This is a genomic window from Clostridium sp. USBA 49, from assembly GCF_900167505.1.
GTDB classification, from domain to species: Bacteria; Bacillota; Clostridia; order Clostridiales; family Clostridiaceae; genus Clostridium_AT; species Clostridium_AT prolinivorans.
Genome location: NZ_FUYD01000013.1, coordinates 49473 through 65678, shown reverse-complemented (window position 1 = coordinate 65678; position 16206 = coordinate 49473). Strand labels below are relative to the sequence as shown.

Genomic DNA, 16206 nt, shown 5'->3' with positions numbered 1-16206 from the left:
GAGGATTTCTTATACTTGCTGCAATAATTTCAGTATTTATGTTGTGTTTTGAATATATAGTTGATATTTTTTCAATTAAATCCATACCATTAGTTGAAATATCATCTAACCTTCCTAAAAATGGACTTACAAAGCTTGCTCCTGCATTTGCTGCAAGTAAAGCTTGTGCTGCTGTAAATACTAATGTAACATTTGTTTTAATTCCTTCTTTTGAAAGCACATTAACTGCCTTCATTCCTTCCCCTGTCATAGGTATTTTAACTACCATATTTTTATGTATTTTAGCTATTTCTCTACCTTCTGCAATCATACTAGGCGCATCATCGCTTGTAACTTCTCCACTTATTGGACCATCAACTATAGAAGTTATTTCTTTTATTACTTCTTTAAAATCTCTTCCCTCTTTAGCAATTAATGATGGATTTGTAGTTACTCCACAAATGACACCCATTTCATTAGCTTCTCTAATTTCCTTAACATTAGCAGTATCAACAAATAATTTCATTGTAAAAATTCCTCCTTTAATTTCCAACATATAAGGTTAATCGATAACAATTGTACGTACATGTAATTTGTACTACACTTGTATTTTAAGCCATTTATCCATATAATTCAATATATTTTGAAAGTTTTTAATACTATTTTAAAATATATACTAGAATTAAAGTATTTTCATATATAGAATTTAAAATATTATATATAAAAAGTAAATATAATTATATCAAATATAAAATTTTTACAATACTACTTGTACGTATAATCTGTAAATGTTATAATAATTTTCTACAAGTTATTTAATGATTAACCTACAATAAGCTGTAAATTAATTCCCACTATTTTATATTGTTTCTAAATTTCTATTATATATAGTGGTCAATATTTAATAAAAAGACTTTTTGTAATATAATAATTAAATATATTAAAAAAATAAGCAGGTGTAATATATATGTCAGTAAAAAAACCAAAATATCAACAACTTAAAGACTATATAATATCAGCAATTAATTCAAATGAATTAAAGGTAGGAGACAAAATATATTCTGAAAATGAATTAGCAGAAAAATTTGAAATGAGCAGACATACTGTAAGGCAAGCTTTAGGAGAACTTGTTAATGAAGGATGGCTATATAAAATTCAAGGTAAAGGTACTTTTGTTGACGAAAAACATAATAAAACAGCAAGTAAATCTAAAGTTGTAGCTGTTATTACTACTTATTTAAGCGACTATATATTCCCTTCTATTATAAGAGGTATAGATACTGTACTTTCTGAAAATGGCTATAATATTCATTTAAGCTGCACATATAATCAGCATGAAAAAGAAAGACTCTGCCTTGAAAATTTATTGAATCAAAATGTATCTGCAATAATCGTGGAACCTACTAAAAGTGCTCTGCCAAATCCTAATATTGATATGTATAAAAATTTTATAAACTTAAATATACCTATTTTATTTATCCATGGCTGCTATAAAGAACTAAATTGTTCTTATATTGTTGAAGATGATACTGAAGCTGGATTTTTAGCAGCAAAACATCTTATAGAATTAGGTCATAAAAATATTGGAGGAATTTTTAAAATTGATGATATTCAAGGGCATATGAGATTTGCTGGATTTCAAAAGGCTCTTTATGAAAACTCAATAAAAATTTCTGATTCTAGAATTCTTTGGTTTGAAACTTCTGATATAGATGATAATTTTAAATCTAAATATACTTACTTTGAAAAAATATTATCTGATTGTACTGCAATAGTTTTCTACAATGATCAAACTACAATTAAATTTATGGATATTATAAGAGAAAAAAATTTAAATGTTCCTGAAGACATATCTATAGTAAGTTTTGATGATTCTCAGCTTGCAGTAGCTTCTGAAATTAAACTTACAACAGTTGCTCACCCTAAAGAAGCTCTTGGAAAAGAAGCTGCAAAAGCAATAATAAATATGATTAAAAAAAATCAAGATTATTATAATATAAAAATGAAACCTAAATTAATTATAAGGAAAAGTACAAAAGAATTAACATCTAATATATAAAAAAGCAGATTAAATTAGTCTGCTTTTTTTATAAAATAACTACTTTTACTTAAATCTAAAATAATATTCTGAAGTTTCATTTGTTATAGCCTTAAATTTATATCCTGAATTTTTATAATAATTTATAATTTCAGGAAGAGCTATAGCTGTATTTTTATTAACTTGATCACAGTGAAGAAGTAAAAATATTCTTGAGTAAGACTTCCCCACTACATTGTGTGATTCCATAATTAATTTATTAACTGGAGTATTATAATTTAATCCATCAGAAAGACTTGCGTTCCAATCATATATTTTATAGTTTTTTTTATGAAGCCTATCTAAAAGTTCAGAATTTAAAAATGGTTTGCTTCCTCCTGGAAATCTAATAATATTAGGCCTAAAGCCAAGTACTCTATTTACTTCTTCTGCAGTATCATCCATTTCTTTTATAAAATTATCATAACTTGAATAAATTTGATTATATTTATGAGAAAAACTGTGAAGTCCTATAGAATGTCCTTCATCATACATTCTTTTTAAAATATTTTCTCTTCCCTTTATTTTACTTCCAACTACAAAAAAAGTTGCTTTAACATTATTTTCTTTTAAAATATCTAATATCTTATCACTTACTATATAACTTGGGCCATCATCAAAAGTTAAATAAATAACTTTTTCTTTTTTGTATTCTTCCTTACTATCTTTTGTATCTTTTGCTAAAACCATTTTTGAAGTTATCATGCAAAGAATTAATATTAAATAAACAAATGAAAAAATATATAATAAGAACTTTTTATCTTTTTCTCTCATGTCTTAATCCTCCAAGGTAAAAATTAAATTATCTATTTTAGTATAACCTAAAATAGATAATTTAAAATTTTTGTCCTTATTCTTGACATGTTATATTCCCTTTATATAATTTTCTATTTTCTAATGAAAATATTTTTTCTGAAAAACTTCCTATATTAGTTTCTCCAAGAACTCTATTCATATCATACATTCTTGCATCTATTATATCTAAATGATGTAATAGCTCTGCTTCTGGAAACATTGGCTTTACCGGACTTCCGTATTCTGGCTCATAATGATGAGAGAGTATCATATGTTGTAACATTATAGTTACTTCCTTATCTGCTCCTACATTTTCAGCTGCTATTTCCAAATTTTTAACACCTTGAATTATATGCCCTAAAAGCTGTCCTTCTACTGTATATTCGCTAACTATCCCAAGATTATTAGCATTCATTTCTTCAATTTTTGCCATATCATGAAGTATAATGCCTCCGTATAATAAATCTTTATTTAAATATGTATATATTTCGCAAAGCTTTTCTCCAGCTTTAAGCATTGTAAGTATATGATATAAAAGTCCTGATTTTATAGAATGGTGATTTTTCATAGCAGCAGGATAATGCATTAATTTTTCTTTATTTTTTTCTATAATAAAATTGACAATATTTTTTATATCTTTATTTTTTATACTTGAAATATATTTATTAATTTCACTATACATAAAATCAGATTCTAATGGTGCAGTCTCTACAAAATCTTCTATATTAACTTTGTCTTCTTCTACTGCTTCTCTTAATCTTTCTATTTTAAGTTGTAATGAATTTTGCCAAAGGTTTACTAATCCTCTGACCTTTATAAGCATATTTTTAAGATATCTTTTTTCATCTCCATCTGAATATTCCCAAAGCTTTGCATTTATTTCACCAGTTTTATCTCCTAAAGTAAAATCCATATATTTTTTACCATTTAAAGATGTTTTTAATTCTACAGACTTTACAATAAAAAATCCATCTATCCTTTCATTAACTTGAAATTCATTAATTTTTTTAAATTCCAATTAAATTCTCCTCTCTTATATAAATTTACTGAATTTATATATTATTAAATAGCTTTTAATATATTATCATATTGCTTGCTAACTAAATTAATATATAAATTTTAAACTTTAATAATGAAAATTTACATAAAAATATACTTATAATTATAAGTAATTTTTAATGTAAGTACAATTGAGAAATATATTATAATCATTTATATCTTGTTATAATATTAAATTTTTAGACAACATATATAATGAACATATATATTGATTAGAATACAATATAAAATAGCTTCCACTATACAATTTATATTGTCTTTAAATATATTTATCTCTACATATGGTAATCAATATTTAATAAAAAACTTTTGTAAAATAATAATATAATTTATAGTTTATTATAAATTAATTATATTTAGCAATGAATTAAATTTTTTTATTAAACAATAATATATATGTATAATATTTTAAAGGAGTGTGTTAAATGTCGCTAAAAAATGCTATGACTGCAGATTTTTTACGTTCAGCATATGGTGGAGAAAGTATGGCTCATATGCGATATCTTATTTGGGGAGAAAATGCTCAAAAAGATGGTTATCCAAATATAGGAAGACTTTTTAAGGCTATTGCATATGCAGAGTGGTGTCACGCCAAAAATCACTTTAATGTATTAAAAGAACAGGTAGGAGATAACACTGTTGCAGCAGGTGGAGTATTTGGAAATACAAACATTATAGAAAATCTTCAAGGTGCAATTAATGGTGAATTACATGAAGTAGAGCAAATGTATCCAGTTTATTTAGAAACTGCAAAATTTCAAGAAGAAAAAGATGCTCAGCGTTCTTTTCACTTTGCTTTAGAAGCTGAAAAAATTCATGCTGAAATGTTTAAAAATGCACAAAATTCAGCTAAAGAAGGAAAAGATATAGGAAATGAAACTATATACATATGCCCAGTTTGTGGTTTTACTGAAATTGGAGATAATGTAGAAAAATGCCCAGTTTGTGGAGCTAAAAAAGAATTATTTAAATCATTTTAAAAATTTTTAAGGCAGGCTTTTAGTTTAAAGCCTGCCTTAAATTTAAATATATTAAATTTTAATACTTTATTATTTCTCCGCTACTAAATAAATAAATATACTTTTCTTTAGGCTTTTCTCCTATTATACTTTCTATTGCCTTTGCATAATAATAAATCTGCCTTTCATATCTTTTTTTAATTTCTTCCATATTTTCTTTCGTTATATAATCTGTTTTATAATCTAAAAGAACTATACCATCTTCTTCTTTAAAAAAACAATCTATAACTCCCATAAGAAGAGTTTCTTCTTTTTCATAAATTTCTTTTGAAAGGTTATTATTTATCTCTGTACTTTTTACTCTTATATGAAATGCAACTTCTCTTTCTATATCTTTATCTAAATCATTTACTTTAAGCATTCTTTTGCCAATAGGTGATTTAAAAAAGTTTAAAATTTTATCTATATTTATAGTTTTTGCCTGTTCCTCTGTAAGAAGCTCTCTTAAAACCATAGATTTTATTTGTTTATCTATTTCATTAAAACTGCCTACATTTTTTAAATCAATATGCTGCATTACAAAATGTAAAACTGTTCCTCTCTCTGCAGCCGATAAGCCTTTCCTTTCCTCTAAAAAAGCTGGTTTTTTAGATATTTTTTCTACAAACATAGGTGTTGTATATTCGTCTTTTTCTGGATTATTTATAAGTCTTTTCAGCTCTGTAACTGAAAGCTTTGCAGGTATTTTAGAAGCTTCTGTATATTTATATGAAAAACTTAATCTTCTCTCTACTTCCTTCTTAAACTTACTTTCAGGTTTTTTATCTTTTATTTCTTCTAGATATCCACAATTTATTTCTTCACCTTCGTTTTTATCCACACTTTCTTCTAAAATATTGTTAACAACATCTTTTTTATCCCAAAGTTTAATTTCCCATCTTGAATTGTTAGAAGAAATTTTCCCTATTTTAAAATCTTCTACTTTAGCAATATTTCTTAATATTTCACCATCTTTATGCTTAAGTATTGCAAGTACAATCCATTCTAAATAACTCTTTGCATTAAATGCAGCATACTCTGGGACATTTTCATTATTTTTTTCTAAACTATCACACCATTTACTTAAAGAAGCTTCTATATCATTTAGCATACCAGTTATAATAAGTTTTTCCTTTGCTCTTGTAAATGCAACATACAAAATTCTTATTTCTTCAGAAAGAGTTTCAAGTTTTATTTTATTTTTAAGTGCCATTTTAATTATAGTAGAATGCTGTATTCTTTTTTCAGGATTTATATACTCTGGTCCAATTCCTAATTTTTGATGATAAAGAATTTTATTATTTAAATCCATCATATTAAAATTTTTCCCGCTGGATGAAAGTATAACTACTGGAAATTCCAATCCTTTACTCTTATGTATGCTCATAATTCTTACTACATTTTCATTTTCACCAAGTATCTTTGCACTACCCATATCTCCATTACTATTTTTTAATTTATTTATAAAATTTACAAAATTAAATAGTCCTCTATAACTTGTTTTTTCAAATTGTCTTGCTCTTTCAAAAAGTATTCTCAAATTTGCCTGTCTTTGAACTCCACCAGGCATAGCTCCAACATATCCGTAATACCCAGAAGATGTAAATAGATACCAAATAAGTTCATCTATAGGCATAAATTGTGCTTTATCTCTATAATTTTCTAAATTCTCCAAAAAGTTTTTAACTTTTTTTAAGGTATTTTCATTACTTTCATTTTTACTACTTTCAGCAAACTTTTTAAGAGCTATATAAAATGGTACTTTATTATCTACAAGCCTTATGTCTATAAGTTCTTCTGGAGTAAAAGAAAATATAGGACTTCTTAAAACTGCAATAAGAGGAATATCTTGAAGAGGATTATCTATAATTTGAAGTAAAGACATCATAGTTCTTATTTCTATAGTTTCAAAATATCCATTACCTGTATCTGCATATACAGGTATTCCTTCTTTTTCAAATTCTTCTACAAATATTGCTGCATAATCTTTTGTAGCACGAAGAAGTACAACTATATCTCTATATTGAAGATTTCTATAATCATTTAAGCTTTTATCAAATACTTTAAAATTTTTACCATCTTTTGTCATAATTAATTCTTTAATTCTTCTGGCAGCAACTCTGGCTTCAATTTGAATATTATCTAAACTTTCTTCTTCATCTTCCTCATCTAATATTTCTGATACTTCTTTTATATCTTCTGATACTTCTTCTTTTTTATCTTTTTTCTCTATAATATGAATTTCAATAGGTCCTCCTGTTATACTGTCATAATCTTGTATAATTTTATAATCTGCTCCTAAATTCAGTGCCTCTTTATCTGTATATTCAAGCTCTCCTATATTTTTAGACATTAGAGATTTAAAAATATAATTTACTCCATCTATAATTTCGCTTCTACTTCTAAAATTTTTATAAAGAGTTATAACCCTGTTTTTACTGCCCTCTTCTTTAGAATAATTTTCATATTTCTCTAAAAAAAGTTCTGGTACTGCCTGTCTAAACCTATAAATACTTTGCTTTATATCTCCAACCATAAACACATTAGGATTATCTTCAAATTTTCTTGAAACCATATTTATTATAACTTCTTGAACTAAATTACTGTCTTGATATTCATCTACTAAAATTTCATCAAAATGCTTTCTAAACTCTAATGCTATTTCAGAAGGCACAATTTCATCATTTTCATCTTTAGCCGTTAATATACTTAATGCTAAATGTTCTAAATCATTAAAATCTAAAATACCTCTTTCTCTTTTCTTTTCTGTATAAAGCTTATTAAAATCTAAAATTAAATTTCCAAGTTCTTTCATAAGAGGATACATAAAAATCAATTCTTCTTTTATTTCTTCATTACTAAAGTTAAAAAAATCATTATTTATTTGTTTTATTTTTTCCTTTACTTTTTTATTTCTTATATCTGTTAATTTTTTCTTTAAATCTTCATCGTAAATATCATTTTTCTTTAATGTTTTTAATTTAGAAAATTTACAGTTTTCAAATTCATATTTAATAACTTCCCATTTTGAATTTAAAGAAAGTATTAAATTGTCAATAATATTCATATCATCATTAAATGTATCCAAATATAACTCTAATCCAGAAGAATTTTTAATCATATCTATTGCCTTATTTATTAAAGCTTTAATTTCAAAAAGTTCAAGCTTTACAGTTTCTATAATAACCTTTCCCCATTTAGTTTCTTTAAAATCAAAATCCTCATTTACATTAAAAGCTTCATAAGCCTCTTTAATCCATTTTTCAGGCCAAGGTCCACTCATTACAAATTTATATAAATTAATAACTATATCTTTAAGTTTAGCATCACTTCTTCCTCCTCCATAAGCTTCAACAAGTCTTAAAAAATTACTTTCAGTATTTTCTTCTGCTTCTTTATACTTTTCTTCAAAAAATTCATCTATAGTTTCTGATTTTAAAAGTATTTCTTCCGTACTATCTGCAATTCTAAAATCAGGATCTAAATCTATGCGATGAAAATTATTTCTTATAATATCTAAACAAAAAGAATGCATAGTTGTTATTTTAGACTTATTTAAAAGAGTAAGCTGTCTTTGAAGGATTTTAGATTCAGGATTTTTATCTAAAGCTTTAGAAATTGCATCTCCTATTCTTTCTCTCATTTCAGCTGCAGCAGCATTTGTAAAAGTAACTACTAAAAGTCTATCTATATCAACGGGATTTTCTTCATTGCTTATAATTCTAATAATTCTTTCAACTAAAACTGCTGTTTTACCTGAACCTGCAGCTGCAGCTACAAGAAGATTACAATTTCTTGTTTCTATAGCTTCCTTTTGCTCTTTAGTCCAATTAGTATCGCTCATTTATATATCCTCCTTCTCAATTTCTTTTTTCATAAGAGTCCAAATTTCTTCATTCTTCTTTTCATTTAAATACTTATATTTATTTTCTTTTATACTAGCATCAAATTGGCATATACTTTTAAATTCACAATATTCGCAAGGCGTATTTTTATTTTGTTTATATGGTTTAATACTTATATTCCCATTTAACATATCTTCACAAATATTTATAACCATTTTTCTTGCATATTTTCTAAGAATTTCAAATTCTTCTAATGTAGCACTTGAAGTATGGTTATCTACAACCCCACTCTTTTGAGTAACTCTTGCAGGGATTATTAATGAATATCCTTCCTTAGTTTCAGTAATAGTTAAATCCATTGCTTTAATTATTTCTATATCTTTAAGTAAAATGCCTTTCATCTTAAGCTCTCTTAAAATAGCTTTTTTTATTTCATCTTCATTGCTGTTTCCATCTACCTTAACTATTGGATCATCTATCTTAAAATAAAATATACCTCCAGGAATAACTCCTTTTTCTATATACTTTTCTTTATTAGAAATAATAGCATCAAGATAAATTAAAAGCTGCAATTGAAGTCCATAGTAAACATCACTTAATTTAAAAGCCTTATTACCTGATTTATAATCAATTATTCTTATGTAAATACCATTTTCAGTTTCAAGTTCATCCACCCTGTCTATCCTGCCTATAAGTTCAATTTTATCTCCAGATGGAAGAATAATATCTATTGGAGGATAATCTCCTTTACTTTCAAAAGATACTTCATGTCCTACAGGATTAAATTTACTTCTTTTAACATGTTCACTTATTATATTTACTGACTTTACAAGCACTCTTTTAAGCTTATTTGATATATATTTGTATCTTGGAGAGCTATTTAATATATATCCTGTTTTACCATTAATTTTTTCTTCTACAATTTGAGTTATAGCCTCTTGTGTAAATTTTTCATCTACATCTCTAAAAGTTACAGCCTCTTTATCTAAAACATTTGCAAATTCATCTAATACTTCATGCAAAAATGTACCTAAATCAGGCATAGAAAAATCATATATCTTTCTTTCTTGTGCTTTAAGTCCATATTGAATATAATAAGCAAAAGGGCACTGGGCATAACGTTCAAGCCTTGAAACGCTTAATTTAAGCGGATATCCATAAAGTTTTTTAATTTTATTTGAATCAACTTTTGAAACTTGATTTTTATAACTTAGACCGCTAAAAGCTCTTTTACATCTCTCTCTCCATTTTTCATCTTTTAAATACCATCTATATGCATCCCACCATATAGGATTTATTTCTTTCCCTTCAGTTTCTTCTTTTATTGCAGCAATAAGCTCATTAAAAGTTGAACTTTCTCCAACAATTTCTCTTAAAGTTTCTTCATCACTGTTTCCTTTTATTATATCGCTTTCTTCTTTAATCTTTGGAAATATTTTTTTCATTCTGGATATTATTATAGAGGGTCTCATGCTTTTCCCTTCAAAATCTGCAATAGGATAGCTTATTCTTAAATACTTTCCTCCTATAGTTAATGCTCTATATATTAAAAACTGCTCTTCAAAAGCTTGTGATTTAGTATCTCCTGCTATCTCTATACCAAGATTTTTTAAATTTTCTCTATCTTTATCATTTAAAATTCCTTCCTTATCTGAAATTCTAGGGAATATTCCATCGTTAACACCAATAATAAATATAGCCGATACTTCATGACTTTTAACACGTTCAATATCTCCTACTAAAACTTCATCTAAAGAAGCAGGAATTACACCAACATCATACTCATTTATACCTATTCTCATTATTTTTATAAATTCTTCAAGTTTTACTTCTTCTTCACCTAAAACTTCAACTAATTGGCTTAGAAGATCCATAACAACATTCCAAACCTGACTGTATTCATTTGCTAAATCTAATTGTTTTTCTCTTTCAAATTTAAGAACAAAATTTTCTATCTTTTCTCCTGCCTTTATTTCAACTAAAAATTCATAAATATTTGTACATATTTCCTTTACTTTGTTTTTACCTTTAACCTTATTTTGAAGTTTTATAAGAGGATTTGCTATTTTATTTTTTATATCATTTATCCTTTGAAAACTCTCTTCTTCTTTTTCTATATTATTAAAGTTATATTCAAAAGAATAATTCCATTCATCTTCAAACCATTTCTTTCCTCTAATTCCATTTGATAATACATAGTTTTCAATAATATCTATTTCTTCTCTTTCTATATCTATAAGTCCAGTTTTTAAATATCTAAATACTGATTCATACGACCAGTTTTTTGTAAATATCTCCATAACAGAATTTAAAAGTATTATAAGAGGATTACTATTTATATCCCTTCTTTTATCTATAAAATAAGGAATATTATATTCAGTGAAAATAGCTTCAACAAGCTTTTCATAATTTCCTAAATCTCTTGTTACAACAGCTATATCTTTAAATCTTAAATTTTCATCTCTTACAAGCCTTATAATATTAGATGCTGTATTTCTTATTTCACTATACATATTAAGCCCTCTGAATATGCTTACATCTTTAGTATTTTCGCTATAAATGTTATATGGAAATTTAAAAAAGTATTTCTCTAAATGAGCTATTTCTTTACTTTCCTTAAATCTAAAAGGAGTTTCTTCGTCTAAACATATTGGTTTTTCATAAGGAATATTATTTTTAGCTGCAATATTAACAAGCTTATTTTCTGTATTTTTAATAGGCATAAATACATCTGTATTATCTGCATTACCTCCATTTATAAGACAATCTGTTGTAAGAGTAATATTTACCCTTTTACATTTTAAAAACAGCTGCTCAATTACATTATACTGAAGAGGAGTAAATGTAGAAAATTCATCTATCCATATTTCAGCTCCATCATATATAGAAGTTTCTTTCAGTTTTTCTACAAGAAGCATAAGTTCATCTTCTGTATCTATGTAATTTTTATGAAGATATTCCTCAAATTTTTGGAAAATAAGTGATATGTCTTGAATTTTATCTTTTAAAACTTCATTATCATTTAATTGTGTTAATACTATATCTAATTCTTCTGGATTTATATTATATCTTTTAAATTCACTTATAATATCTGACATTATATCTACAAATCCTTGCTGCTTAGAAGCTCTTGAAAATACTTTTAATTTATCTTTAACTTCATCTAAAATTTTATATATAAGCATATTTCTTCCTGACGATTTCATGTGAAGCCTTGTTATTCCTCCAACTTCTGCTAACACTACTTGAGCCATTCTTGTAAAACTTAAAACTTGAACTTTATGTATCCCCTTTTCCCCTAATGTATAAACTAAATTTTTATCTGCTTGAAAAGTAAATTGCTCTGGAACAAGATAAATTATCTTTTTATCGTCTTTATTATCTAAAACACTTTTTTTTATATTTTCAAGACAAAATCTACTTTTACCGCTTCCTGCTCTTCCAAATATAAATCTTAAGCTCATAAAATCACTCCTCAATTTATTTTCATAAAAATTATAATTTATGTAAAAATAAAAATACCTTATCTAATATAATTTATTATATCAAATAAGGTATTTTTAAATAAGCTTTATTTAAATTATTGCTCTTCCTGGAATTATAAGTTTTTCACCTTCTCTTATATTATCTAAGTTCTCGATTTCATTTATTTTTACCAAATCATCTACAGTTGTATAATATCTTTTAGCTATCTTCCAAAGTGTATCTCCATTTTGAACAACATATATAGTTATACTTGCTTTTTTATCTGGTTTTTCTCCTTCTTTGGGAACAACATTAACTAAAAATTCTTTATTTTTAATATAATTTACTCTTCCATAAGCTTCTACTATTGCTTTAACTCCTATAGTATTAGCTTCAATAGATGCTTCTATGCTTTCAAGATCTAACTTTGCAATACATTGCATATCTATCTTAGCATCTGGAATTTCTACATAAGTACTAAATGGTATTTCATCTTTAATAACATAAGCACATTTATCTTCATCATTAGTCTTATATAAAACTTCAACATTTAATAAACCTTCAATTAATATTTTATTTTCTATAAGCTTTTTCTCTGTTATACAAACATTTCCTGTAGACATAACAATTGAAACTGGTTTTGGAATATCTTCTGAAATTTCTATATTACCTTTAACTATAACTTCATTGCCTGCCTGGCCATGCATAACATTAAGTTCATAACTTTTTCTTTCCATATCCATAAGTACAGATGGTGAATAAGCATCTTCTATGGTATCTATTTCTTCTTTACTCATAACTTTAGTATTACTTCTTATAAGAATTTCAACATCAACAATTCTTTTTTCTCCAAGATCATTTTCCTTTACATCAAATATCATATCATCTACTCTAAATTCAGAAAAACTATCCATAAAAGAATTAACTTCCTCAGCTTCTAATTCTTTATTAACCAATACATCATCATCAACATAGCATAACTGAGAACTATCTTTATCTCTATAGAGCATATTAACATGAGCAAAAGCTGATACTTCTATTTTTCCATCTAAAACTTTAACTTCCTTTTTGTGAAGATCAACATCGCACTTTAATACTGTTCCTATTTCAGGCTTATCCATTGGAATTTCCATATGTGATTTAGCTATCATCTCTCCATCACAGTTTTTTACAATTTTATCTACAGAAGCACTGTCTTTTAATACCTGAACATCAGAAATTCCCCTTAAATCTTTAACTATTTCAAAATTATAAACCTTATATACTGATGATTTAACTTTTATTATGCCTTCTATTGCTATTTTTCTTTCATTAATAACTACAGGCTCAATATGTTCTATGTAACATTCAGCCTCACAAGGCATATTTCTATTTGCTCCATCTATTTCTATACTATTAGAGAATTTCGCACTATAATCTACATTGTAAACTCCACTTCTATTTTCATCTTCCTTAGCTAAATATAGTACATTTAATGCAATTTGACCTTCTATATATACTTTATCCTGCATTACTTCTTTAGTTACTATAGTGGGTTTTGCATCAAGTGTTAAAATTTGATACACATCCGGGTGAGTATCTGGTATTACATATTCCCCCTTAATGACTGTATCAGCAGTGTTTTCTCCTAAAAGTTGTTCACATTCTATATTTTCTTTAAGCAAATCTATAGCCATTACTTTGTCCCTCCCATAAAATACCTACTATTAATTTATATAAATGCTTCTATAAAAATATAACCTCCAAAATAAAAAAATTATAAAATATTTTTATAATTTAAAGCATTTGTATATTTTATTTAATTTCAGTATTTTATATTACCTTAATTTGCCATGTATAAATATGTTGACAATTGAATTATTTTGTCTTAATATAGAATATGGTTATTGACCATATAACCTCTCATAAATTCTCAATACCCTTTTATACCATAGTTGAAAGATGGAAAAACGCCATCTTTCTTTTTATTATATAAAATAAAATCGGCACTAATTACTTAGTGCCGATTTTCATGCAAAGACTATTTGAACTGTCTTAGTTAAAACATCTGAATAACTGTATGTCACTGTCCTCTGGGTGTCATGTTCTAGTCTAATAACAAAAATATTAGGATAAGTTTTTTCAATTACCCCTTTGTTAATAAGGACTTTCCTTCTACCGCCATTAGCCTTCAAAGTTACCTTTTCTCCAACATGGTTTTCGATGTCTGTCCTTATAGATGCAAGCACATTCATTTTTTCCACATCAAACACCCTCTTTCCACAAATATATTATATATTAAAAATCATTATATGTCAAATAAACTTAATATTTTACCAGTTAATAAAGTGTTTTGTCAATATTAATTTTTTGTAAACAAAAATAAAAACTTCAAGTCATACTTAATACTTATGACTTGAAGTGTTATTATTTAAATATCCCATAAGTATATTTTATATTATTTCCTAAAAATTTTAATATATGCACAATTTTTTACAAAATTTTATGCATAAGATGATTTAGGAAATCCTTCTCTATATTTTCCTCTAGTTTGAAGCCCTCCAATTCCTTTACTGCCAGTTATTGTATTTTCCAAAGCATCTTGAATAGAAAGTACTTTTTCAATACTTGTATAAGCAATCCTTTCGCAAAGAAATACTGGATCAAGACAATGAATTAAAACCCGAGAAGGTGAACTTGCAAAATTAGCACCTGCTCATTATACCAAAGTACGATATTAAGAAATTTTTTTGCTGATACTAAATTTAATCTATATAAAGAATTATATAAAAATTTACCTGAAGATACAATTGCCATGAAAATAATAAAATTAAGAAAAATGTATAATCTCGAAAGAGAAGAGTTTGCAGATTTAATTGGCCATCATTGGACAACCGTTAACCAATGGGAAAAGGAAGGAGTCCTTCCAAAGCCTGAAAGCATAAAAGATATATGTAATGCATTTAACCTTAGTTTACAATATTTCCATGAATATTACCATATATATTTTAATAATCCAGGAGAAAAGATAAAGGAATGGAGAATAAAGAATAACCTCACTTATCAAAAGGCAGCTGATATTGTAGGTATGTCTTACTCAGGATTTGCAAGATTGTTGAGCGGTAAAATAAACCTTTCATATAATATGTATTTGAAGTTAAAGAAGTTAGGAGCCTTTTAAGGATCCTAACTTCTAATCTTATGGTTATATATGGAATTCTCTTATATAAGATTCTTCCCGTAGCCAGTCCTTTTTATAATTATGAATTAATGTCTTTTAATCCTAATTGCTCTTTAAGAGCTGCTTGAAGTACTTGTGAGAAATTAACTTTCTTCTCTTCAGCCAATGTCTTAAGCCACTGCGGCATAGTAACTGTTGTTTTAGTGGTAGTATTCTCAATAGCGTCTCTATAAAGTGGCATATAAACTTCAACTAATAAAGGAATTTCATTTTTTTCTAATTTTATTTTATTTATAGGTGAAGGGTCTGGTATCTCATAACCATCTTCCTCCATACCAAAAAGGTGTAATGCCAATACTTCCTTTGCACATTTAGCAGCTTCTTCTAAAGTATAAGCATTTGAAACGCATCCTGGAAGATCTGGGAATGTTATTCCTATGTTATCTTCATATTGGGTGAGTACTGCCGGATAAACATAGACGTCTTTTTTCATAACCTTTTATACCTCCTAACTATTAATTAATAGTGGAAAGGGAGGGATTAATCAAATTTAATCCCAGTTTGTTTTTCAATACTCTTGAGGTTTTTTATACCTAAATCTTTTACCGGATGTCTAACTGTTGTCAGCCTATGACCATCTGTGTATTGGTAATGATCTCCGGTTACTCTTTTTAAATACCAACCATGTTCTTCAAGTATCTTAATAACTTCCCTTGATGAATAAGACCTCATGTAACTCCCTCCCACAATTTTATTATAACACGTCTTAAAACACGTGTCAATGATAAATTATATTTTGTGACATTTTTGTTTTTAAAATATAGATAA

12 protein-coding genes and 1 pseudogene are annotated in these 16206 nt (G+C 26.4%); 3 read left to right on the top strand and 10 right to left on the bottom strand.

Annotation, left to right across the window (positions count from 1 at the left end; all coding sequences use genetic code 11):
* The coding region (fsa, locus tag B5D11_RS10845) for a fructose-6-phosphate aldolase (RefSeq protein WP_078683057.1) at positions 1-505 on the bottom strand (505 nt) is incomplete at its 3' end.
* Positions 506-946: 441 nt separating this feature from the next.
* Between fsa and B5D11_RS10840 the strand changes: the two genes are divergently transcribed.
* The gene (locus B5D11_RS10840) at positions 947-2038 is read left to right on the top strand and encodes a GntR family transcriptional regulator (protein ID WP_078683056.1); all 1092 of its coding nucleotides are present in this window, start codon (positions 947-949) and stop codon (positions 2036-2038) included.
* Between the two features lie 45 nt (positions 2039-2083).
* Here B5D11_RS10840 and B5D11_RS10835 read toward each other — a convergent pair whose 3' ends face one another.
* Both B5D11_RS10835 and B5D11_RS10830 read right to left on the bottom strand, forming a co-directional pair.
* Positions 2084-2830: a polysaccharide deacetylase family protein gene (locus B5D11_RS10835; RefSeq protein ID WP_078683055.1), complete on the bottom strand. Its 747-nt coding sequence runs from the start codon at positions 2828-2830 to the stop codon at positions 2084-2086.
* Between the two features lie 76 nt (positions 2831-2906).
* Entirely contained in the window at positions 2907-3869 is a 963-nt protein-coding gene (locus B5D11_RS10830) for a 3'-5' exoribonuclease YhaM family protein (RefSeq protein ID WP_078683054.1), read from the bottom strand.
* Between the two features lie 466 nt (positions 3870-4335).
* Between B5D11_RS10830 and B5D11_RS10825 the strand changes: the two genes are divergently transcribed.
* Positions 4336-4890 carry a rubrerythrin family protein gene (locus tag B5D11_RS10825; RefSeq protein WP_078683053.1) on the top strand — a complete coding sequence of 185 codons (555 nt, stop codon included), beginning with the start codon at positions 4336-4338 and terminating at the stop codon, positions 4888-4890.
* Positions 4891-4948: 58 nt separating this feature from the next.
* Here the strand turns inward: B5D11_RS10825 and addA are convergent, their stop codons facing one another.
* The 5 genes and pseudogenes from addA to B5D11_RS10800 all read right to left on the bottom strand — a co-directional run.
* On the bottom strand, positions 4949-8752 hold the full coding sequence (gene addA / locus B5D11_RS10820) for a helicase-exonuclease AddAB subunit AddA (protein ID WP_078683052.1): 3804 nt from the start codon (positions 8750-8752) through the stop codon (positions 4949-4951).
* Complete coding sequence (addB, locus tag B5D11_RS10815) at positions 8753-12217, bottom strand: helicase-exonuclease AddAB subunit AddB (protein ID WP_078683051.1); 3465 nt, start codon at positions 12215-12217, stop codon at positions 8753-8755.
* Positions 12218-12328: 111 nt separating this feature from the next.
* Entirely contained in the window at positions 12329-13894 is a 1566-nt protein-coding gene (locus tag B5D11_RS10810) for a DUF3794 and LysM peptidoglycan-binding domain-containing protein (RefSeq protein WP_078683050.1), read from the bottom strand.
* Positions 13895-14227: 333 nt separating this feature from the next.
* Positions 14228-14461: a Veg family protein gene (locus B5D11_RS10805; RefSeq protein ID WP_078683049.1), complete on the bottom strand. Its 234-nt coding sequence runs from the start codon at positions 14459-14461 to the stop codon at positions 14228-14230.
* Between the two features lie 239 nt (positions 14462-14700).
* Positions 14701-14913, bottom strand: a pseudogene (locus B5D11_RS10800) (sporulation peptidase YabG); the annotation flags it as partial.
* A 99-nt stretch (positions 14914-15012) separates the two neighbouring features.
* Between B5D11_RS10800 and B5D11_RS10795 the strand changes: the two are divergent.
* The gene (locus tag B5D11_RS10795; RefSeq protein ID WP_242942283.1) at positions 15013-15378 is read left to right on the top strand and encodes a helix-turn-helix domain-containing protein; all 366 of its coding nucleotides are present in this window, start codon (positions 15013-15015) and stop codon (positions 15376-15378) included.
* A gap of 79 nt (positions 15379-15457) precedes the next feature.
* Here the strand turns inward: B5D11_RS10795 and B5D11_RS10790 are convergent, their stop codons facing one another.
* Both B5D11_RS10790 and B5D11_RS10785 read right to left on the bottom strand, forming a co-directional pair.
* The gene (locus B5D11_RS10790; protein WP_078683048.1) at positions 15458-15871 is read right to left on the bottom strand and encodes a type II toxin-antitoxin system HicB family antitoxin; all 414 of its coding nucleotides are present in this window, start codon (positions 15869-15871) and stop codon (positions 15458-15460) included.
* 47 nt (positions 15872-15918) lie between these two features.
* Positions 15919-16110, bottom strand: coding sequence for a type II toxin-antitoxin system HicA family toxin (locus B5D11_RS10785; RefSeq protein WP_078683047.1), 192 nt, complete (start codon positions 16108-16110; stop codon positions 15919-15921).
* Positions 16111-16206: the final 96 nt, after the last annotated feature.